This is a genomic window from Streptomyces sirii, from assembly GCF_045690365.1.
Classification (GTDB): Bacteria; Actinomycetota; Actinomycetes; order Streptomycetales; family Streptomycetaceae; genus Streptomyces; species Streptomyces sirii.
Genome location: NZ_CP147982.1, coordinates 7,765,937 through 7,785,288, shown reverse-complemented (window position 1 = coordinate 7,785,288; position 19,352 = coordinate 7,765,937). Strand labels below are relative to the sequence as shown.

Annotated in this window: 18 protein-coding genes; 14 read left to right on the top strand and 4 right to left on the bottom strand. The window is 69.4% G+C overall.

The features are described 5' to 3' along the window. The first annotated feature begins 88 nt into the window (after window positions 1-88). Window positions 89-1,945, top strand: coding sequence for an ABC transporter transmembrane domain-containing protein (locus tag WAB15_RS34545; protein WP_407288669.1), 1,857 nt, complete (start codon window positions 89-91; stop codon window positions 1,943-1,945). Beyond that, window positions 1,942-3,723 (top strand): ABC transporter ATP-binding protein, encoded by a 1,782-nt coding sequence (locus WAB15_RS34540; protein ID WP_407288668.1) that lies wholly within the window; start codon window positions 1,942-1,944, stop codon window positions 3,721-3,723. Before WAB15_RS34545 ends, WAB15_RS34540 begins: the two co-directional genes overlap by 4 nt. A gap of 70 nt (window positions 3,724-3,793) precedes the next feature. Here WAB15_RS34540 and WAB15_RS34535 read toward each other — a convergent pair whose 3' ends face one another. Beyond that, window positions 3,794-4,585, bottom strand: coding sequence for a metal-dependent hydrolase (locus WAB15_RS34535; protein WP_407289346.1), 792 nt, complete (start codon window positions 4,583-4,585; stop codon window positions 3,794-3,796). A gap of 626 nt (window positions 4,586-5,211) precedes the next feature. Here WAB15_RS34535 and WAB15_RS34530 point away from each other — a divergent pair. The 9 genes from WAB15_RS34530 to WAB15_RS34490 all read left to right on the top strand — a co-directional run bounded on the left by WAB15_RS34530 (window position 5,212) and on the right by WAB15_RS34490 (window position 15,259). After that, window positions 5,212-7,725: a DEAD/DEAH box helicase gene (locus tag WAB15_RS34530; RefSeq protein ID WP_407288667.1), complete on the top strand. Its 2,514-nt coding sequence runs from the start codon at window positions 5,212-5,214 to the stop codon at window positions 7,723-7,725. Window positions 7,726-7,776: 51 nt separating this feature from the next. Next, on the top strand, window positions 7,777-8,694 hold the full coding sequence (locus tag WAB15_RS34525; RefSeq protein ID WP_407288666.1) for an acyl-CoA thioesterase: 918 nt from the start codon (window positions 7,777-7,779) through the stop codon (window positions 8,692-8,694). Between the two features lie 807 nt (window positions 8,695-9,501). Then, entirely contained in the window at window positions 9,502-9,768 is a 267-nt protein-coding gene (locus WAB15_RS34520) for a hypothetical protein (RefSeq protein WP_407288665.1), read from the top strand. Between the two features lie 371 nt (window positions 9,769-10,139). Next, on the top strand, window positions 10,140-10,430 hold the full coding sequence (locus WAB15_RS34515) for a hypothetical protein (protein WP_407288664.1): 291 nt from the start codon (window positions 10,140-10,142) through the stop codon (window positions 10,428-10,430). Window positions 10,431-11,141: 711 nt separating this feature from the next. Continuing rightward, window positions 11,142-11,363, top strand: a complete 222-nt coding sequence (locus WAB15_RS34510) for a hypothetical protein (protein WP_407288663.1) — start codon at window positions 11,142-11,144, stop codon at window positions 11,361-11,363. A gap of 103 nt (window positions 11,364-11,466) precedes the next feature. After that, window positions 11,467-11,655 carry a hypothetical protein gene (locus WAB15_RS34505; RefSeq protein WP_399145254.1) on the top strand — a complete coding sequence of 63 codons (189 nt, stop codon included), beginning with the start codon at window positions 11,467-11,469 and terminating at the stop codon, window positions 11,653-11,655. Window positions 11,656-11,901: 246 nt separating this feature from the next. Further along, window positions 11,902-12,879, top strand: coding sequence for an endonuclease/exonuclease/phosphatase family protein (locus tag WAB15_RS34500; protein WP_407288662.1), 978 nt, complete (start codon window positions 11,902-11,904; stop codon window positions 12,877-12,879). Window positions 12,880-12,918: 39 nt separating this feature from the next. Beyond that, entirely contained in the window at window positions 12,919-13,929 is a 1,011-nt protein-coding gene (locus tag WAB15_RS34495) for a DUF2278 family protein (RefSeq protein WP_399145252.1), read from the top strand. A gap of 229 nt (window positions 13,930-14,158) precedes the next feature. Then, window positions 14,159-15,259, top strand: a complete 1,101-nt coding sequence (locus tag WAB15_RS34490) for a PP2C family protein-serine/threonine phosphatase (protein ID WP_407288661.1) — start codon at window positions 14,159-14,161, stop codon at window positions 15,257-15,259. 14 nt (window positions 15,260-15,273) lie between these two features. On the opposite strand, the gene WAB15_RS34485 is transcribed toward WAB15_RS34490, so the two are convergent. The 3 genes from WAB15_RS34485 to WAB15_RS34475 all read right to left on the bottom strand — a co-directional run bounded on the left by WAB15_RS34485 (window position 15,274) and on the right by WAB15_RS34475 (window position 17,273). Next, on the bottom strand, window positions 15,274-16,110 hold the full coding sequence (locus WAB15_RS34485; protein ID WP_407288660.1) for an endonuclease/exonuclease/phosphatase family protein: 837 nt from the start codon (window positions 16,108-16,110) through the stop codon (window positions 15,274-15,276). Between the two features lie 155 nt (window positions 16,111-16,265). Beyond that, the gene (locus tag WAB15_RS34480) at window positions 16,266-16,523 is read right to left on the bottom strand and encodes a hypothetical protein (RefSeq protein ID WP_407288659.1); all 258 of its coding nucleotides are present in this window, start codon (window positions 16,521-16,523) and stop codon (window positions 16,266-16,268) included. Window positions 16,524-16,781: 258 nt separating this feature from the next. Further along, a complete protein-coding gene (locus tag WAB15_RS34475; RefSeq protein WP_407288658.1) occupies window positions 16,782-17,273 on the bottom strand; it encodes a hypothetical protein in 492 nt (163 codons plus the stop codon). Window positions 17,274-17,523: 250 nt separating this feature from the next. Here WAB15_RS34475 and WAB15_RS34470 point away from each other — a divergent pair, with 250 nt between their 5' ends. The 3 genes from WAB15_RS34470 (at window position 17,524) to WAB15_RS34460 (ending at window position 19,193) form a co-directional block, all read left to right on the top strand. After that, complete coding sequence (locus WAB15_RS34470; RefSeq protein WP_399145246.1) at window positions 17,524-18,141, top strand: TOPRIM nucleotidyl transferase/hydrolase domain-containing protein; 618 nt, start codon at window positions 17,524-17,526, stop codon at window positions 18,139-18,141. Window positions 18,142-18,260: 119 nt separating this feature from the next. Next, the gene (locus WAB15_RS34465) at window positions 18,261-18,545 is read left to right on the top strand and encodes a hypothetical protein (RefSeq protein WP_407288657.1); all 285 of its coding nucleotides are present in this window, start codon (window positions 18,261-18,263) and stop codon (window positions 18,543-18,545) included. Between the two features lie 69 nt (window positions 18,546-18,614). Next, window positions 18,615-19,193, top strand: a complete 579-nt coding sequence (locus WAB15_RS34460; RefSeq protein ID WP_399145244.1) for a hypothetical protein — start codon at window positions 18,615-18,617, stop codon at window positions 19,191-19,193. The last annotated feature ends 159 nt before the right edge of the window (window positions 19,194-19,352 follow it).

Sequence of the window (19,352 nt, the reverse complement as noted above, 5' to 3'; positions counted from 1 at the left end):
CCGCCGCCAGACGAGACGGGCGAGAGGGGCATTTCGCCTGCCGGGACGGCGCTCTGCCGCCCCCCACCACGACTTCGCCTGGGACATCATGCATATTCGCGATCTTCCGCACCCCGACCCGGGCTTCCCGGACGTCCGTACGGGCGGCGCCTTCCTCCTGTGGCTCTACAAACAGCAGCTCGGCGGGCAGTTCAAGGCCCTCTTGTGGGGGCTGGTGAACTTCGGCGCCATCGCCTCGTTCCCGCTGCCGGTGGGCCTGGCCGTGCAGGCCGTGGTGGACCGCGACGGCGGCCGACTCGCCCTGTCCGGCGGCCTGGTCGTGGTGCTGGGCGCGCTGATCGCGCTCGGCGGCACGATGCTGCACCGCGCCGCCGTCACCAACTGGATCACCACCGTCGCCCGGATGCAGCAACTGCTCGCCCGCAAGACCACGGAGCTGGGGTCGGCCATGACCCGGCGGGTGGCGGCCGGCGAGATCGTCGCCGTCAGCACCGGCGATCTGGAGAAGATCGGCTGGTTCGTCGAGGCGATCTCCCGGTTCGGCGCGGCGGCGGTGACCGCGGTCGGCGTCTCGCTGGCCCTGGTCGTCCGCCAGCCGCAGCTCGGTGTACTGGTGGCCCTCGGTGTTCCCGTACTGGCGCTGGCCGTACTGCCGCTGCTGCCGCCCGCCACCCGGCGCGCCGACGCACAGCGCGAGAAGGCCGGCCGGGCCACCGAGCTGGCCTCCGACACCGTCGCCGGACTGCGCGTACTGCGCGGCATCGGCGGCGAGGAGCTGTTCCTCGGCCGCTACCGCAGCGCCTCCCAGGAGGTCCGCGAGGCCGCCGTGCGCAGCGCCCGGATGTGGGCGCTGATCTCGGCCGTCCAGGTGGTGCTGCCGGGGCTGCTGCTGATCGCGGTGGTCTGGTACGGCGCCCGGCTCGCCCTCGACGGCGCGGTCGCCGTGGGCGAACTCGTCACGATCTACAGCGCGGTCACCTTCCTCCTCTTCCCGCTGCGGCACTTCGAGGAGATCGCCCAGGCCTTCTCCTTCGCCCGGCCGTCGGCGAAGCGCACGGCCCGCGTACTGGCACAGAGCCGGCCGGCCGACGGACGGACCTCCGGACACGGGGCGGCGCCCACCGGCGATCTGCACGACCCGGTCAGCGGCCTGACCGCCCCGGCCGGCCGGCTGACCGCGGTCGTCTGCGGCGACCCCGACGCCGCGGGCCGGCTCGCCGAACGCCTCGGCGGCCATCCCCCGCAGACCGACGAGGACGGCACCGACCGGGTGGAGGGCACCGCCCCGCCGTCCGTCGTCCTCGGCGGCGCCCCGCTGGACGACCTGCCGCGCGACGCCGCCCGCCGAGCCGTACTCGTCCAGGACAAGGACCCGATGCTGCTCTCCGGCACCCTCGGCGAGCTGCTCGACGTACCGTCCTCCGGGCAGGTGCCCGCCGCCGAGGCGCTCGACGCGGCCCAGTGCGCCGACGTGCTGACCGCGCTCGCGCAGGCGTCCGTCGACGACTCCGACGACCCCATGCGCACCCACATCACCGAACGCGGCAGATCGCTGTCCGGCGGCCAGCGGCAGCGGCTGGCACTGGCCAGGTCGCTGGTCACCGACCCTGAGGTGCTGGTGCTCGACGAGCCGACCAGCGCGGTCGACGCGCACACCGAGGCGCGGATCGCCGACGGCCTGCGGAAGATCAGAACGGGCCGCACCACAGTGGTCCTCACCTCCAGCCCGCTCCTGCTGGACCGGGCCGACCAGGTCGCCTTCCTCCGCGACGGCACGGTCGTCGCCGAGGCCACCCACCGCGAACTGCTGCACGGCCACCCCGCCTACCGCGCCGTCGTCACCCGCGAGACCGACACCGAGCCGGCGCTGCGGGCCGGCCGGGTCGACCGGATCGACCAACCCCACCGCACCCACCGGATCGACCAGATCGAGGAGACCGCATGATCGGCCTGGCGCCGCCGGAGCACGATCCGGACGCCCCGCAGACGCTCACCACCCTGCCGGTCGGCTCACCGGCGACCGTACGCGGCTACGTGCGCGGCCTGATCCGCCGCCACCGCCGGGAGTTCACGGTGCTGGTGGCCGTGAACGCCGCCGCGGTCATCGCCTCCATGGCCGGCCCGTATCTGCTCGGCGGCGTCGTCGAGAAGCTGGCCGCGGGCAGCCGTGACCTCCAACTCGGGCGCACCCTCGCCCTGTTCGCGCTCGCCCTGGCCGTCCAGACGGCCTTCGTCCGCATGGTGCGCCTCCGCGGTGCGATGCTGGGCGAACGGATGCTGGCGGATCTGCGCGAGGACTTCCTCGTACGGTCCGTGGCGCTGCCGCCGGGCGTCCTGGAGCGGGCCGGGACCGGCGATCTGCTGTCGCGGATCACCACGGACATCGACCGGCTCTCCAGCGCGATGCGCGAGGCCGTACCGCAGCTGTCCATCGGCGTGGTGTGGGTGGGGCTGCTGCTCGGCGGGCTCACGGTCACCGCGCCGCCGCTCGCGCTGTCCGTGGTGATCGCGCTGCCGCCGCTGGTCCTGGGCTGCCGCTGGTACTTCAAGCGGGCGCCGAGCGCCTACCGTTCGGAGGCCGCCGGATACGCCGCGGTCTCCGCCGTGCTCACCGAGTCCGTCGACGCCGGCCGCACCATCGAGGCCCACCGCCTGGGCGAGCGCCGTATCGCCCTCTCGGAAGACCGCATCCGCTCCTGGACCCAGTGGGAGCGCTACACGCTCTTCCTGCGCTCGGTGCTCTTCCCCGTCATCGACCTGACGCATGTACTGCTCCTGGGCGCGGTGCTGCTGCTCGGCGGGGCCTTCGTCATCCAGGGCTGGATGACCCCGGGACAGCTGACGACGGGGGCGCTGCTCGCGCAGATGATGATCGAGCCGGTCGGCATGATCCTGCGCTGGTACGACGAGCTCCAGGTGGCCCAGGTGTCCATCGCCCGGCTCGTCGGCGTCCGCGAGATCGAACCGGAGGCGGCGGACACCGGGCGGTCCCCCGAGGGCCGTGACGTCCATGCCGACGACGTGACCTTCGGCTACCGCGCCGGCGTCGACGTACTGCGCGAGGTGTCGCTGCGGATCCGTCCGGGGAGCCGGCTGGCGCTGGTCGGACCGTCCGGCGCCGGCAAATCGACACTGGGCCGGCTGCTGGCCGGGATCTACGCTCCCCGCCGGGGCAGCGTCACGCTGGGCGGGGCGGAGCTCTCCGCGATGCCGGCCGAGCGGGTCCGCGAGCAGGTGGCCCTGGTCAATCAGGAGCACCACGTCTTCGTGGGCTCACTGCGCGACAACCTCCAGCTGGCACGCACGGGAGCGGCCGACGCCGAACTCTGGGCGGCGCTCGGCGCGGTGGACGCGGACGCATGGGCCCGGGCCCTGGACGACGGCCTCGACACGGAGGTCGGATCGGGCGGCCACACCCTCACCCCCGCCCAGGCCCAGCAGATCGCCCTGGCCCGCCTGGTGCTCGCCGACCCGCACACGCTGGTCCTCGACGAGGCGACCTCGCTCCTCGACCCACGGGCGGCCCGCCACCTCGAACGCTCCCTGGGCAGGGTGCTGGACGGCCGCACGGTGGTGGCCATCGCCCACCGTCTGCACACCGCCCACGACGCCGATGTGATCGCCGTCGTCGAGGACGGCCGCATCAGCGAACTGGGCAGCCACGAGGAACTGGTCGCGGCCGAGGGGGCGTACGCGGCGCTGTGGCGGTCCTGGCACGGGTGATACGAAGGGCCGGGTCCACGAGGGCCGGGGGTGCGGCGCGGCCGGTACGGAGCCGGCCGCGGCGCGTCCGTCAGATATAGCCGAGCGCGCCCAGGGCGCCGATCCCGCCCAGCACCATGAACACCGGCATCAGCACCTTCAGTTCCACCCAGCTGCCGGCCTTGAAGCGCATGGCCTTCGGCGGCCCGATCGGGTACCAGCGCTTGCGGCCTATCGGGATGGGCCACAGCACGGGGCACCCCGAGACGGTCAGCGCGTCGCCGATGTCATGGACCAGCGCGCCGAGCACGATCGGCAGGCCCAGCCACAGGTACTGCTGCCCCGGTTCGGTGAACAGCCAGCTCGCGCCGTTGCCCGGCTGGTCGAGCACGCCGGCCAGGATCCAGGCCGAGGCGGCGCCCAGCAGCCACACCAGCACATCGCTGGAGACCCGGGCGGCCCGCCACAGCAGCCCCTCGATGGCCAGCACCATATGGACGAAGAGGATGCCGAGCACGGCCCAGCGGCCGCCCTGCATCGCCAGCAGCGACATCCCGCCGCCGACCAGCACGGCCCACACCCAGGTGTGGGTGAGCGTGCGGTGCCCCCCGTTGCGGTGGGAGTCGCCGCGCATCTTGGTCGCCTTGTAGACCGCGTGCGAGAGGGCGTCGACCACCTCGCACAGGATCCGCGACAGCGGCCCGAACGCCCGCGAGATGGTCGCGGACTTGTGGTCGAGGTCCGGGGCGAGCGCCGCTCCGGCACAGATCAGCGCTCCGCAGACGAGCACCGGCCAGGGCATCGGATGGTCGGTGGCCGCGGCCACCGCGCCCACCCCCAGCCAGGCCGCAGCCCCGGACAGCGAGTGCGCCGGTCCCATCATGGTCGTTCCCACCCCTTGTTCCGCCGCGTCGCGTGTCCGTGTGCGTCGCGCCCTCGGTGACCGCGCCTCTGACGCCCGGTCGGCGACTCAGCGTAGCGTCAGATGATCTCCGTACGAGGACCGGGTGACCCGACCCCCGACCCCCGTTCGGGTGCCATTGCCCACCCGCCTCGATCCGGCCTCCCCCACCCGGTGGCGATCCCGCCCGGGACGCCACACCCGACCCGCGCCGAGTGATCTCCACCACGTCCCGGCCTCCACCCCGCACCGCGGGGACCAGCGGCAACCACAATCCGTCCGCGGTCATGTACGGAATGTGAAGGCATTGCGCGGATGCCTTCGCGAGTGCCGCTGCCGCCGACGGCCACCGCGCCCCGCAAAGAGCCCTCCCCGCCCGCGCCAAGGTGCCGTCCACTCCGGCGACCAGGCACCCGCCTACAGCCCCGTACGCCCACGTTTCCGCAGGTCAGAATGGAAGAAGTGGCATTCTGGGGCGATCCGGCCGGTGGCTGGGACAGGCGAGCGCGGCACCGGCACGGCCACCGCTCCGCCTCGGCGATCTTCGGCAGACCCCTCCTCCGGTCGCCGGTTCCCAGATCCGGGCCGGAGGCAGGCAGTATGGGGGCGTGACCCTCATCGATCATCTGCCGAACGACGCCGACCCCGATGCCCTCTTCGAAGCCTTTTCGGGCTGGGCCGAGCAGCAGGGCATCTCGCTCTACCCTGCCCAGGAGGAGGCGCTGATCGAGGTGGTGTCGGGAGCGAACGTCATCCTGTCCACCCCCACCGGCTCCGGCAAGAGCCTGGTGGCGGCCGGCGCGCACTTCACCGCTCTCGCCAACGACCAGGTCACCTTCTACACCGCGCCCATCAAGGCGCTGGTGTCGGAGAAGTTCTTCGATCTGTGCAAGCTGTTCGGCACCGAGAACGTCGGCATGCTCACCGGCGACGCATCGGTCAACGCCGACGCGCCGGTCATCTGCTGCACCGCCGAGGTCCTCGCCTCGATAGCGCTGCGGGACGGCAAGGACGCGGACATCGGCCAGGTCGTGATGGACGAGTTCCACTTCTACGCCGAGCCGGACCGCGGCTGGGCCTGGCAGATCCCCCTGCTGGAGCTGCCGCAGGCGCAGTTCGTCCTGATGTCGGCGACGCTCGGCGACATGTCGCGCTTCGAGGAGGACCTGACCCGGCGCACGGGGAAGCCGACGACGGTGGTGCGCTCGGCGACCCGACCGGTGCCGCTGTCGTACGAGTACCGGACCACGGCGATGACGGAGACACTGACCGAGCTGCTGGAGACCCGCCAGTCCCCCGTCTACATCGTGCACTTCACCCAGGCCACCGCCGTGGAGCGGGCCCAGGCGCTGATGAGCATCAACATGTGCACACGCGCCGAGAAGGACGAGATCGCCCAGCTCATCGGCAACTTCCGGTTCACCACCAAGTTCGGCCGGAACCTCTCGCGCTACGTCCGCCACGGCATCGGCGTACACCACGCCGGCATGCTGCCGAAGTACCGCCGGCTCGTCGAAAAGCTCGCGCAGGCGGGCCTGTTGAAGGTGATCTGCGGTACGGACACGCTCGGCGTGGGCGTCAACGTGCCGATCCGTACGGTGCTGTTCACCGCGCTGACGAAGTACGACGGGTCGCGGGTGCGGACGCTGCGGGCGCGGGAGTTCCATCAGATCGCGGGCCGCGCCGGCCGGGCCGGTTTCGACACCGCGGGCTTCGTGGTCGCGCAGGCTCCCGAGCATGTCGTGGAGAACGAGAAGGCGCTGGCGAAGGCGGGCGACGATCCCAAGAAGCGCCGCAAGGTCGTACGCAAGAAGGCGCCGGAGGGCTTCGTCAACTGGGGTGAGAACACCTTCGAGAAGCTCATCGCCTCCGACCCCGAGCCGCTGACCTCCCGCTTCAGGGTGACGCACACGATGCTGCTGTCGGTCATCGCCCGGCCGGGCAACGCCTTCGACGCGATGCGCAAGCTCCTGGAGGACAACCACGAGCCGCGCAAGAACCAGCTCAGGCACATCCGGCGGGCCATCGCGATCTACCGGTCGCTGGTGGACGGCGGGATCGTCGAGCCGCTCGCCGAGCCGGACGCGGAGGGCCGGATCGTACGGCTGACCGTCGACCTCCAGCAGGACTTCGCGCTCAACCAGCCACTGTCGACCTTCGCGCTGGCCGCCTTCGACCTCCTCGACCCCGAGTCGCCGTCGTACGCACTGGACATGGTCTCGGTCGTGGAGTCCACGCTGGACGATCCCCGGCAGATCCTGGCCGCCCAGCAGAACAAGGCCAAGGGCGAGGCCGTGGCCCAGATGAAGGCCGACGGCGTCGAGTACGAAGAGCGCATGGAACGGCTCATGGACGTCGAGTACCCCAAGCCGCTGGAAGAGCTGCTCTTCCACGCCTACGGGCTGTACCGCAAGAGCCACCCCTGGGTCGGCGACCATCCGCTGTCGCCGAAGTCGGTCATCCGCGATATGTACGAACGCGCCATGACCTTCACGGAGTTCACGTCCTTCTACGAGCTGGCGCGCACCGAGGGCATCGTGCTGCGCTACCTGGCGAGCGCGTTCAAGGCGCTGGACCACACCGTGCCGGACGATCTGAAGTCCGAGGACTTCGAGGACATCATCGCCTGGCTCGGCGAGATGGTGCGGCAGGTCGACTCCAGCCTGCTGGACGAGTGGGAGCAGCTCGCCAACCCCGAGGAGGAGACCGCGGACCAGGCGCAGGAGCGCGCCGACCAGGTCCGGCCGGTCACGGCCAACGCGCGGGCGTTCCGGGTGCTGGTGCGCAACGCGATGTTCCGGCGGGTGGAGCTGGCGGCGCTGGACAAGGTCGAGGAGCTCGGCGAGATGGACGCCGAGTCCGGCTGGGACGCGGACGCCTGGGGCGACGCGATGGACGCCTACTGGGACGAGTACGAAGAGCTGGGCACGGGTCCGGACGCCCGCGGCCCGAAGCTGCTGCAGATCCAGGAGGATGCCGAGCACGGGCTGTGGAAGGTGCGGCAGACTTTCGCCGACCCGAACGGTGATCACGACTGGGGCATCTCGGCGGAGGTGGATCTGGCCGCCTCCGACGAGGAGGGACGCGCGGTGGTGCGGGTCACGGATGTGGGTCAGTTGTAGGGCGACGGCCTCACCCGAGGCCGCCGAGGACGCGACGGAGGGCCACCGGTCATGACCAATCCCGCCGAGAGGCTGGTCGATCTGCTGGATCTCGAACAGATCGAGGTGAACATCTTCCGCGGCCGCAGCCCGCAGGAGAGCCTCCAACGGGTCTTCGGCGGCCAGGTCGCGGGGCAGGCGCTGGTGGCCGCCGGACGGACCACGGACGGTGACCGCCCGGTCCACTCGCTCCACGCGTACTTCCTGCGGCCGGGCCGGCCGGGGGTGCCGATCGTGTACCAGGTCGAGCGGGTACGCGACGGACGGTCCTTCACCACCCGCCGGGTCGTCGCCGTCCAGGAAGGCCGCACGATCTTCAATCTGACCGCCTCCTTCCACAAGCCGGAGGCCGGCTTCGAGCATCAGTTGCCGATGCGCCGGGAGGTGCCCGGGCCGGAGGACCTGCCGACGGTCGCGGACGAGGTCCGCGAGCACCTGGGCGGCCTGCCCGAGGCGTTCGAGCGCATGGCGCGGCGGCAGCCCTTCGACATCCGCTATGTCGACCGGCTGCGCTGGACGCCGGACGAGATCGAGGGTGCGGAGCCGCGCAGCGCGGTGTGGATGCGCGCGGTCGGCCCCTTGGGCGACGATCCGCTCGTCCACACCTGCGCACTCACCTATGCCAGCGATATGACCCTGCTGGACGCCGTCCGCATCCCGGTCGAACCGCTCTGGGGACCGCGCGGCTTCGACATGGCCTCGCTCGACCACGCGATGTGGTTCCACCGCCCGTTCCGCGCGGACGAGTGGTTCCTCTACGACCAGGAGTCACCGATCGCGACGGGCGGCCGAGGCCTGGCCCGCGGCCGGATCTACGACCGGGAGGGCAGACTTCTGGTCTCGGTGGTGCAGGAAGGGCTTCTCCGTCCCTATGGTCCACGTCACATGGACGGGACCGACAAGGACGCCACTCCAGGGGTGACCACCTGAAGGACCCCCGGCGCGGTGCATGCCGGCCGCGGAAGTCCGGGCCGCGTGGCCGGACGGTGGATGAGATCCGAAAGACCGTGGCCGCCCTGGAGGCGGACGGACAGCCCGTCAGCGGCTCCGCCCTTACCGTTGACCGTGCTCGCGCCACCGTGGCCCCCGTCGGCTGCCGCCGGGGCGGCGCTGACCGCGCCGAGGCGAGCACCAGTGCTGCTATGGCGAGTCCCTGATTGACGTCGTCTCCTCCAACGCAAAGCGGGCGTGTCCGGTCCCATGCACTGGGGTCCGCGACACGCCCGCTTCGGAGAGAAGCATCTAGCCAGGTTCCTTACGGAGTATGGCTTCTGCCATTCATGCGGGGCGCTGTACCTGCGGGAGGTTCCCTGAGAGAGGGGAGCCGCCCGTGGTCGGCCCGGAAACCGCGGCCTTGTACGTGAATCCGGTCTCCCCAGTTCACCGACCGCCCGTAGATCACCTGGGCCCCGATGGTGGGACAGGCGGAGTATCGCCCCCTGGACGCTGAACCAGTCGTATGCCGTCCATACGGACGCGGTGACCGGGAAGAGCGACGCGGTCCCGGCCTGCGGCCCTACCCAAGCCGTTCTCCTGCCGTCGTTCGTACGGTTCTTCTAGTCGCGTGAAATGACTGAAGAAAAATATTTCTCGGTCGGGTGACGCCCCGACACTTTGATATGAGTGCAGTGGTTAGGGGCGGTGGCAGTGCGTTACGAGCGTCCGAGGGCGGGACGCCCCGGAGGCACGAGAGTCGTGCCGCGCCGTTGAGCGCACCTGCCGGAAGGGGTACAGATCGTGAAGATCGCCAAGGCTGCTGTGGGTGTTGTTGGCGTCGCGCTGATGCTGGGGGCCGCATCGCCGGCACTCGCGGCTCCTGCGCCGCACGGTGACGACAGGCTGGTGGACAGCAACACCGTCAGCAAGAACGAAGTGAAGAACCCGCTCAAGGACGTCAACGCCGAGGTGTTGATCGGCGGGTTGAGCAAGGTCGCTGACAAGCTGGCGACGAAGAACGACCTCGCCTCCAAGACCAACGCCCTTGGCGGTGCAGCCACCCACTGATCGACAGCAGGTGAAGACTTCGGCGCCCCGTTGATTGGGGCGCCGAACGCATTTCAGAGCCAGAGAATCTTCGGCTTCCAGGACGCGACGCCGTACAGCCACTGAACGCAGATCCACACAACCGAGTTGGGCTTGGCGCGGGCCTGGAGCTTCATTTCCGGATGTGCCCCGAAGGTACGTCAGACGTGGCCGGGCCAGGCCACCGGGCACCACGTCCTCCGAGAGAAGTTCGTGGCCCTGGGCGTCCTTGACTCGGACTGCCTGGGCCCGGCCCTTCGTGGTTCCGCCGTACGGGTGAATCGGCACATAGCGAAAACGGACCAAGGGCAGCCATGACAAAGCCCAATTGACTTGCAAAAAAAGGGGAGTTCATGCGAAGCCTCGCTACGACACTAGGCACCATTGCCGCCGCCGCCATGCTCACGCTCGCCGTCCCCAGCTCCGCCTACGCGGCCGAGGGGGTCCTGTCCATCAACGGCGCGGACTACGTTGATCCCAGTGGCTGTTACGGGGTCGACTGGTTCCCGACCTCAGTGACCAACAACACCGACGCCATCGCCGAGGTCCACTCAGGCCCGGACTGCACGGGTCAGGTCGAGTGGCTCGTGTACCCAGGCGAGACGTACTACACGGAGACCGCGCAGAGCGTCTTCGTCCTCTGACGATCGCACCGCACCCCCTCAGCACACGTACGAGCCGGGGGTCAGGGCTCGCCAGGGGTGCGGTGTCTGAGGGTCTGACGGCCCTTGGAACCCGTACAGGATTCGAGCCGCCATCACGCTTCGCGCGTGATGCCACCGACACAGAGGCTGAAGGTTCGCCGGGCCATGGTCGTCACCCGGGACGATGTGGTCGACGTCCGTGGCCGGCGCCGTGCCGTGGGCGCCGGTGTCCCGCAGGACGGTCACGCGCTGGAAGCCGTCCCGCTTCAGGACGGACAGGCGGCGGACCGGCCAGTCCGTGGGTAGGCGGGAGCGTCGATTGCTGCTGTACCAAGCCAAGGGCACTCCTCCTAGTCAGCATCAGCGGTTCCCTACTCAGGGGTAACTGCTGTGCCAGGTGCATGAAACCCGAGCCCATCAACAGGACCCCTCAGTTCGAACTCCGCTGCGGAGGACTGCACTTAACGATCCAGCGAGTACCAGGTTGGCTCATCACTCTCGTCACCACGGCCACCGGAGCGGGCACCGCGTGGTGGGCAAGCCGCTGACTGGGCAACTGCGTAAGCGCAGTATCAGCGAAAGCAGGCTCGCCGTTGGGGGTTGCCTCGCAAGCGGCCCCGACCGGTGGCTTTCGCCCTCTCTGACGGGGTGTCTCGGGTGGTCGACCCGCCCCGGCGCGCGGCTCGCGGCGCGGCTGCCTACGCTCGGCCCATGGACTTCCACATCACCGCGGCGGAGGAAGCGCTGGTACTCCACGTCGCCGCCCTCGTCCGCGCCGACCGCTCCCCCACCGACGACGACCTGGCGGACGAGATGGGCGACGAGGTCCGGCCCCTCCTTCAGTCCCTCCTTCAGAAGGGCTGGCTGGTCGTCGGCAAGGAGCGGGGGCTGACGCTGTCCGTGATCGCCCGGGCTGCCGTGTCGAGCCGATAAACCGTTTCGTCACCACCCACAAGGAGGACCGTCGGCGTATCGGCGCACAGGCGGGGAAAGTTGTCGCCGGAAACACCAACCGCCTTATGCAAAGGGATAGTTAATGCGTCGAGTCGCCACTGTCATCCTCGGAACCCTCGCGCTCTTCGGAGCCCTCGCCACCCCGGCCCAGGCAACTACCGGACCCGTCACCGATCAGGCTTTCACCTTCATCGGCCACGTGTGGGGCCTCACCGCGCCGGCCAGCGTCACCGACCACGCCGCGAACGCCGCCCTCCAATCCAGTAAGTGACGACGAGGATCACACCGGCTTTACCGCGGCTGACACGATGAATCGCTCTGCCGGTGCAGAGCGCTACTCGTCGTGTCAGCCGCTCCGGCCATGCGTCGCCGAGCTTGATCGTGGGCACCGGCGCGGCGGCGGCAACGTTGACGATCTTGAGGCCGACCGGACAGCGCCTCCTTCCGTTTTCCGTGCCGGACCAGGCGAGTTACGCTCAGAGTATGAGGGCCGACACGGCTGATCGTGGAGGTCGGCATGGATGTCACGATAGGAACCTTCAACCTCAACAATCTCTTTTCACGGTTCAACTTCCAGGCCGAGATTCAGCAAATTCAGCCGGTCGGACCCGACGGCGAGCTGACCTCCAAGTATGTGTTTGACGACCCCGAGAAGGTGCGGATCCGCACCTACAAGGGCAAGCTGGTCAAGGGCAAGGACTCCGGGGATCAGGATCTGATCGCCAAGCGGATCCAGGCGATGGACCTTGATGTGCTGGCGGTTCAGGAGGTCGAGGACATCGACACCCTGCGATATTTCGCCGCTCAACATCTTGGTCATGCCTATGAGTTTCTGTCGCTGATCGAAGGCAACGACCCCCGGCTGATCGATCTGGCGCTGCTCTCCAAATTCCCGTTGGGCGCGGTCACCTCCTGGCAGCATGCCGTCCACCCGGAGGCACCCGGCGAGCGCGTATTCAGCCGGGACCTGCTGGAAGTGGATGTCCTGGATCCGCGCGACACCGATCGCCGTCTGCTGACGCTCTTCAACAATCACCTCAAGAGCAAGTTCGTCGAGCACGGGGTGGACCCTGAGGAGGGCAAGGCCGCAGCCGATGCCCGCAGGCACCGGCAGGCCGAGTCGATCGCCCGTATCGTCGCCGCCCGCACCCGCCCCGACGGGCGTTTCATCGTGCTGGGGGACATGAACGACAGCCCGGACGCGCCGACGCTCGCCCCGCTGGCCACCTCTCCGGAGCTGAGCCTGACGGAGGCACTCGCGCATCCGCAGCAGACCCGAGAACCCAAGGCCGACAATCCGCCGCCACCCGCTTCGGGGGCCTGGACCCATCGGTTCAAGGCGGCCGGGCAGAACGCCCAGTACGAGCTGTTCGACCAGATCTGGCTGAGCCAGAGCCTCACCTCTCAGCACAAGAGCTCGCATATCGATCGGCGCACCCGGCACGGCGGCGACGGGTCCGATCACGACCCCGCCTGGGTGGTTCTCGATTTCTAGCCGCTTCCCGCCGCCTTTCTCGCTTCGGAGTGATGACCAATGCCACTGAAGAACTACGGAGTTCTGGCGTGCCGGGCCGTCGAGCGGCGCCGTGAGGGCGCCCCCGACGAGACCCCGCACTACCAACTCCACCTCACCGACAACGCCGGCACCCACTACCGGGCCGCGATCAACGTCAAGTCCCAGCAGCGTCCGCCCGATCTGCTCTTCGTGGCCGATGACAACTTCCGTCATCCGCTGACCGGGCAGCTGCCCGCGGCCGGTAGCGGATGGAAGATTCTGCCGTCGAAGCCGGGGACGGCCAGCCTGGACTTCATCCGCGGCAATCTCTTCCCGCCGGACGCGGTACGGCCGCTGCCGCCCGATCTGCCCGGCATGGACAACGACTTGGAGGACATGCTGGACCATCACGTGGAACGTGCCATCGCCGACTCGAATACGGAGGTCTATGTCTTCGGAGAGCGGTACGGCCCCGAACCCGACGAACCTGACAAGGTGTTCGGCTTCCGGCCCGGCAACGGTGTCCACGAAATTCACATGAACCAAGGCAGCAGCGGACAGTTCCGCCCCAGCAACGGTGTCTGGCAGGACGGCGGGCTGCTTCTGCACTTCCCCGCCGAATCGCGCTGGATCGCCGTCTTCCTGGCATTCCAGTCCCAGGCCTGGCACACCGACGAAACGACCGGCCACCCCCTCACCGCCGCACCGCCACGGCCCGCAACGCGTGACGCGTCGGTACGCATCCTGGCGGCGCTGGTCAATCCCACCGGGCCGGCACCCGAGCGCGAGACGGTCACGCTCCTCAACGCCTCCCCGGTCGCCATCGACCTCGACGGCTGGCGCCTGGCCGACCAAAAGGATCACCTGCTGCCACTGCCCGCGCAGCCGCTCGCCGCCGGCGCCACACTCGCCATCGCGGGTGGCAACGAGTTCCAACTCGGCAACCACGGCGGGTCGATCACGCTCCTCGACCCTGCCGGGCTCAAGGTCGACGGCGTCTCGTACACGGAGGAACAGGCCCAGCGCGAGGGCTGGACCGTCGCCTTCTGACATCCGAATGACACCCGAATGTGCGCTTCGTTCGATGCGTTATAGGTGATTCCGGGGCAGGCGCACCGCGCCGCACCACAGTGCGCCTGCCACTGCCGCGGGGCCGGGTTCGGTCTCGGCTCGGGCGGCGGTCTCACGGGCCTCCGGCGCGACGGCGGGGGCAGGGGTCGTGGGGGTCGTGGGGGCAGCGGGCACTGCGGGCACCCACGCACCCGCCGAGAGAGGCCCAGTGAAAGTCCTGCAACCCACCCTGGCGAAGGTGCCGTGGATACTCGCGGCGCTGGCCCTCGTGGTGGGCGTGCTGCTGGACCTGGTCGCGCCCGAGCCGTACACGGGGCTCCCGCTGCTGGCCGCCGCACCGCTCGTCGCGGGCGCCACGCTCTCCTTCCGCGCCGCGCTCGCCGTCGTCTGTGTCACCTGCGTGGTCTCGGTGGCGGTGGACATCGAACGGCAGCGCCCGGCGACGCCCTTGCTCGTCGATCTGGCCGTCGTCGGCCTGATCGGCGTGCTGGCTCTCGCGGTCAACCGGCTCATTGTGCGGCAGGGGCGCGATCTGGCGCTGGCCAGGGATGTCGCGGAGGCGGTCCAGCGGGCAGTGCTGCCGACCCCGCCGAGAGAGGTAGGGCCGCTGGACGTGGCAGCGGGGTATACGGCGGCACACGCCGAGGCACGGATCGGCGGTGATTTCTACGCGGTGCAGGAGACACCGTTCGGGGTGCGGATGATCATCGGGGATGTACGGGGCAAGGGGATCGCGGCGGTCGCCGCCGTGTCGGTCGCGATCGGAGCGTTCCGTCAGGAGGCCGAGTACGCCCCCACCCTGGTCGCACTGGGAGAGCGGATGGACGAGGCAATGGCCCGGGCAGCGGCCCGCGGCGACCCGGTGATCTCCACCGAGGGCTTCGCCACCGCCGTATTGGCCGAGGTGTCCGGCGACGGCGAGGTGCTGAGCCTGGTGAACCACGGGCATCCGCCCCCGTACCTCATACACGACGGGCAACTCGTACGGCTCGACCCGACCACCCACCAGCTGCCTCTAGGCGTGGGGCTCGGCGATATCGCTCCCCCCGGCCCCGCACCCGTCGATATGGTGCGGCTGCCCCCCGGCGCCTCATTGCTGCTGGTCACCGACGGTGTCACCGAGGCGCGCGACAATCAGGGCGCTTTCTACGACCCGGTCCGCTCGGAACGCCTGCACAGGTCGTTCAAAGATCCGGAGGCGCTGGTGGATGCCCTCACCAGGGACGTCGGTCGCTGGACCGAGGGCGACCGCGAGGACGACATGGCCATCCTGGCCGTCACCCGACGCCGCCGCCCCCGCCCCACCTGACGCGTCATGCCTGTTCAGACCCGCGCCGGCCCTGACTCGGACCGCAGCTCGGCAAGGACCGCCGCGTGGTCGGACGGCCACACACCGTTCACCGGCCGGTCCGCGACGCGGCGGACGGAGTCGACGAAACCGAGCCCCTCGGGGCCTGGCGGTCCGACGTGGATGTAGTCGACTCGGACGCTGGGCCCGAACTCGGCCCCGATGAACGGGTTGGCCGTGTCCCAGGTCGCCGAGGGCCGGGCGGGATCGGCGTAGTCCCAGGCGTCGAAGAAGACCTGGCCGGGCGCGGCGGGTGCCGTCTTGTAGCCGCCGAACAGCCGGACTTCGTCGGAGTCCGGCCAGGCGTTGAAGTCCCCCGTGATCACCGGCGGGAAGGCGGTGCCGGTTCGATGGGCCGCGACGAACTCGGCGAGCACTCCGACCTGTTCGCAGCGCACCGCAGAGCCGTCAACGGCTGATGTCAGATGTGTGGTGAAGAACGGCACCGGCTGGGAGGGCGCGTCCAGCCGTGCGTACAGGGCGAGACGGCCGTCATCTTCGCCCGGCCCTGCGGGCAGCTGCACCACGTCCTGGTCCGCGATGGGCCAGCGACTGAGGATGGCATTGCCCATGGCGATCGTCGGATCCCCCAGCCTGCGCTGCCAGCGGTCCGGAGCTCGCGACGGTGCCCAGGTCCCGTACATGCCGAGGTCGTCCGACAACCATTGTGCGAGGTTCTCCGTATCCGAGGCCCAGACTTCCTGGAGCCCGACGGCGTCCGGCTGGAGATCGCGCAATACGGCGAGTATCGCCTTGCGCCGCTCCTGCCACGGGCCGAACTTCCACCACAGGTTCCATGTCAACACACGCATCGTCAGCCGCCCTTCCGCTCTGCTGTGCCCGTGAATCCGGTGTCCCTGAATCCGGTGTCCCTGAACCCTGTGTCCACGATGAGCACGGCGCCCTTACGGCACCGCTCGCGAGGCTGCTGCCGGATGGTCCACGCGAATCTGCGCAGCCGCCGTGGTCAGCTGTCTTCGGGGTCCAGCTCGAACGTGAAATAGATGCTCAGTGTGTAGGGCTCGTCCTCATCGTGCGCGAAGTCCCATGACACATCCACCAGGAAGACCTTGTGCTCCCTCACCCACTCATGGGCTTTCCTGAAGGCATCCGCGGCAGTTGTGGCGGGGAAGAGCTTCCTGGCCATGGGATGCACCTGACTCTCGGCATCCCTATCGTCGAACCCCTCCGGAACGTCCAGACAGAGGCCGGGATCGATCTCCATGGACTACGCCCTTCCAGTCGGCTTACCGCTACGAGTACGAGTACAAGTCGCCAGAGCTCGGCCCTCTGAGCACGACGCCCGGTAGGACCACCCCACACCCGGAACGGTTGCTTCTGCCGAACCGCGGCGCGCTGACGGGCGCTGTGGACTCGGGCACCGCGGACTCGGGCGGGGCGTGACCTGACTCGTCGCGGCATGGGCTTCTCCCCCAGCCGCCGAAGATCGGGCACCAGCCGGCTTACGACCGGCCGGCCGAACCTAGGCCACGTCCGAACTCCCGAAGCGGAACCCCAGAGCCCTCATCAACTCCGTCACCAGATCCTCCGCGAGCGGATCCGCCTCAGCCGCGAGTACCGACGCCACCGCATCGGCATCAGGTTCACGGCCGGCTTCCCTCGCCCACGCCACAGCAGGCCCCACCGCCATCGCGTTCCGCTCGACTATCTCGTCCGGAGCCCCGTACGAGTCCCGCGCCGTCTGCGGTGACAGCACGCACTCCCACCTCTGTCCCTGCGGGCCAGCCGCCTCTACCGCCACCACATCACTGTCAAACACATGAGCAACGAGCACCGGAGCCTGAGTCTCCTGAGCAATGGAATCGGCAGGTCTACCACCGCCATGAAGCTGCACCATCTGCCACTCACCGTCCCGGGCGGACCAGCACATATCACCACCTGCCTTGCTCATCGCGGGCAGCTCCGTCAGAGGTCTGTCGCTCCGGGCGATCACAAAAGATCCGAAGAATCCCATGAGCTCAGACCATAGGCCCCGCCACTGACAGAACCCACGTCCAGCTGACGGCCGCGTCCATCAGGCCGCCGGGGCGACGGATAGCCGTCGGTCTGCCATGGCCTGCACTCCGCTCTGCCTCCGGCCACCTACCGGCTGAGGGCCCTACTGGGTATCAGGCCGGCGGCGCGGCGTCCGACGGCCCACCGCCGATCGGCGCGCCGGCGGAAATTCCCTACCGCGGTGGCCGGCAAGGGCGGAGACTCTTCTCATGGCTGACATGGGGGCGTTCCAGGAGGCGGTTACCGCGTGGGCGGCCGGTGGCCCCGGCGGCCCCGCGCGCGAGCTGGCCACGCGGCTGCCCGTCCGGGCCGTCGTCCTGCTCGAAGGGCCGAGCGACGCCGCAGCGGTCAGCGCGCTGGCCGCGAGCCGTGGCCGGGACCTGGCGGCCGAAGGGGTCTGCGTCCTGTCGATGGGCGGTGCGATGAACGTCGGGCGTTTCGCCCGCCTCCTCGGGCCACCCGGCCTGGGCCTCCCCCTCACCGGACTGTGCGACGAGGCGGAACGTCCCTACTACGCCCGCGGCTTGGAGCGGGCCGGTGCGGCAGAGCAACAGTTCTTCGTCTGCGCGGCGGACCTGGAAGACGAGCTCATCCGCGCGCTGGGCGTGACACGGGTGCAGGAGCTCGTCGGGGCCGAGGGCGACCTGCGTGCCCTGCAGACCTTCCTGCGCCAGCCCGCACAGCAGGACCGCGCCCCACAGCGGCAGTTGCGGCGCTTCCTCGGCACGAAGAAGGGCCGCAAGATCCACTACGGCCGCGTCCTCGTCGAGGCCCTCGACCGCGACCGCATCCCCGCCCCACTCGACGGCCTACTCACCAGCCTCTGACCGTATTCCACGGCCCGGGCCGTTCGGGCAGATCACGCAGCACTGCACCCCGCTCCATACCCAGAACCGAGAACAGTGAGCAGCTCGGTCGGGGCGGTACCAGCGCATACGCTCGAGGAATGGATCCTGAGGAGAAGACGGCGCATCTGGAGTCGTGGGCCAACCCGCGCCCCTGCCCAGCCCGCATCCCCGTCAGAGTGACGGCCACCGCCACCGCGGAGGAGTGGGAGGCCGTGTTCTCACCTCCTCTCGACCACGACGCCTACGAAAGCCTGAAACAGCTCATCGACACGGACCCCTGTTTCACCCTCCGCTTCGACGACTCCACCGTCGAAGTCGAAGTCCAGGAAGGGGATTTCGACAATGTCCATCACCTTCGGCTGACCGCTACCTCCAAGTCTTAGACGTCGATTCTCGTGGCAGATGGCGCACCGGGCATCATGATCGGTAGCGCGTGCAAGGTGAGAGGACGTGTGCTGCAGGTGTCTGGGATCGAGCAGACAGCGCTGACGGAGCTGTGGCAGCGGCGATGGCCCGGCTGTCCCCCCGTGGGGCACCAGCTCCGCGGCCCCTACAGGGATGTCTGGGTTCGCTTTCACAGCCTTCCGGAGTCGAAGCGGTACGCACAGGACGAGAGCGAGTACGCCATCGTCTTGGACCGTTACAACAGCGTCCTCGGTGAACTGTTCGCCGGTACGGACGTGTACGTGATCACTCCGGTATGGACGGCCGATCCCGACGTCCCGCCGCATCAACCGGACGCCGGCTACTGGCAGAGTCTGCTCGTGGCGGATGACCCCGACCCGGAGTTCCGCACGTACTGCCACCTCTTCGCTGCCAGGCGGCTCTGGCAGCGTGGCTGCGTCGATGATCTGCTGCGCGACATCGCCGACGACAAGATGGCCGATGTCTTGATCACCGACGTCCAACTGCAGCGCATCCATCACCCTTACGACGGTGGCGCTGACGTCTTCCTCGCCACGCCCGAAGAGCGGGACATGATGCGCGACCGGCACGCCGGCTGGCTTTCCACCCACCCGGCCGGCCTCTGACCAGCCGGTGTGCCCTGCTGCCCTGGGCGCAGCACGACGTCTGAGCGATCCCGATCGGCATCGGGCCGGCGCACCCCCGCCCCTGGCTCCTTACTCTCTTGTGCACGGATGCGGGGATGGAGGGCATGCGCCGGGGCAGCATCTCCGGCCCGGGATCGG

Coding starts and splice junctions, on each gene's coding strand:
- WAB15_RS34545 (WP_407288669.1), top strand. CDS start 89: ATGCATATTCGCGATCTTCCGCACCCCGACCCGGGCTTCCCGGACGTC.
- WAB15_RS34540 (WP_407288668.1), top strand. CDS start 1,942: ATGATCGGCCTGGCGCCGCCGGAGCACGATCCGGACGCCCCGCAGACG.
- WAB15_RS34535 (WP_407289346.1), bottom strand. CDS start 4,585: ATGATGGGACCGGCGCACTCGCTGTCCGGGGCTGCGGCCTGGCTGGGG.
- WAB15_RS34525 (WP_407288666.1), top strand. CDS start 7,777: ATGACCAATCCCGCCGAGAGGCTGGTCGATCTGCTGGATCTCGAACAG.
- WAB15_RS34515 (WP_407288664.1), top strand. CDS start 10,140: ATGCGAAGCCTCGCTACGACACTAGGCACCATTGCCGCCGCCGCCATG.
- WAB15_RS34510 (WP_407288663.1), top strand. CDS start 11,142: ATGGACTTCCACATCACCGCGGCGGAGGAAGCGCTGGTACTCCACGTC.
- WAB15_RS34505 (WP_399145254.1), top strand. CDS start 11,467: ATGCGTCGAGTCGCCACTGTCATCCTCGGAACCCTCGCGCTCTTCGGA.
- WAB15_RS34500 (WP_407288662.1), top strand. CDS start 11,902: ATGGATGTCACGATAGGAACCTTCAACCTCAACAATCTCTTTTCACGG.
- WAB15_RS34495 (WP_399145252.1), top strand. CDS start 12,919: ATGCCACTGAAGAACTACGGAGTTCTGGCGTGCCGGGCCGTCGAGCGG.
- WAB15_RS34485 (WP_407288660.1), bottom strand. CDS start 16,110: ATGCGTGTGTTGACATGGAACCTGTGGTGGAAGTTCGGCCCGTGGCAG.
- WAB15_RS34480 (WP_407288659.1), bottom strand. CDS start 16,523: ATGGAGATCGATCCCGGCCTCTGTCTGGACGTTCCGGAGGGGTTCGAC.
- WAB15_RS34475 (WP_407288658.1), bottom strand. CDS start 17,273: ATGGGATTCTTCGGATCTTTTGTGATCGCCCGGAGCGACAGACCTCTG.
- WAB15_RS34470 (WP_399145246.1), top strand. CDS start 17,524: ATGGCTGACATGGGGGCGTTCCAGGAGGCGGTTACCGCGTGGGCGGCC.
- WAB15_RS34465 (WP_407288657.1), top strand. CDS start 18,261: ATGGATCCTGAGGAGAAGACGGCGCATCTGGAGTCGTGGGCCAACCCG.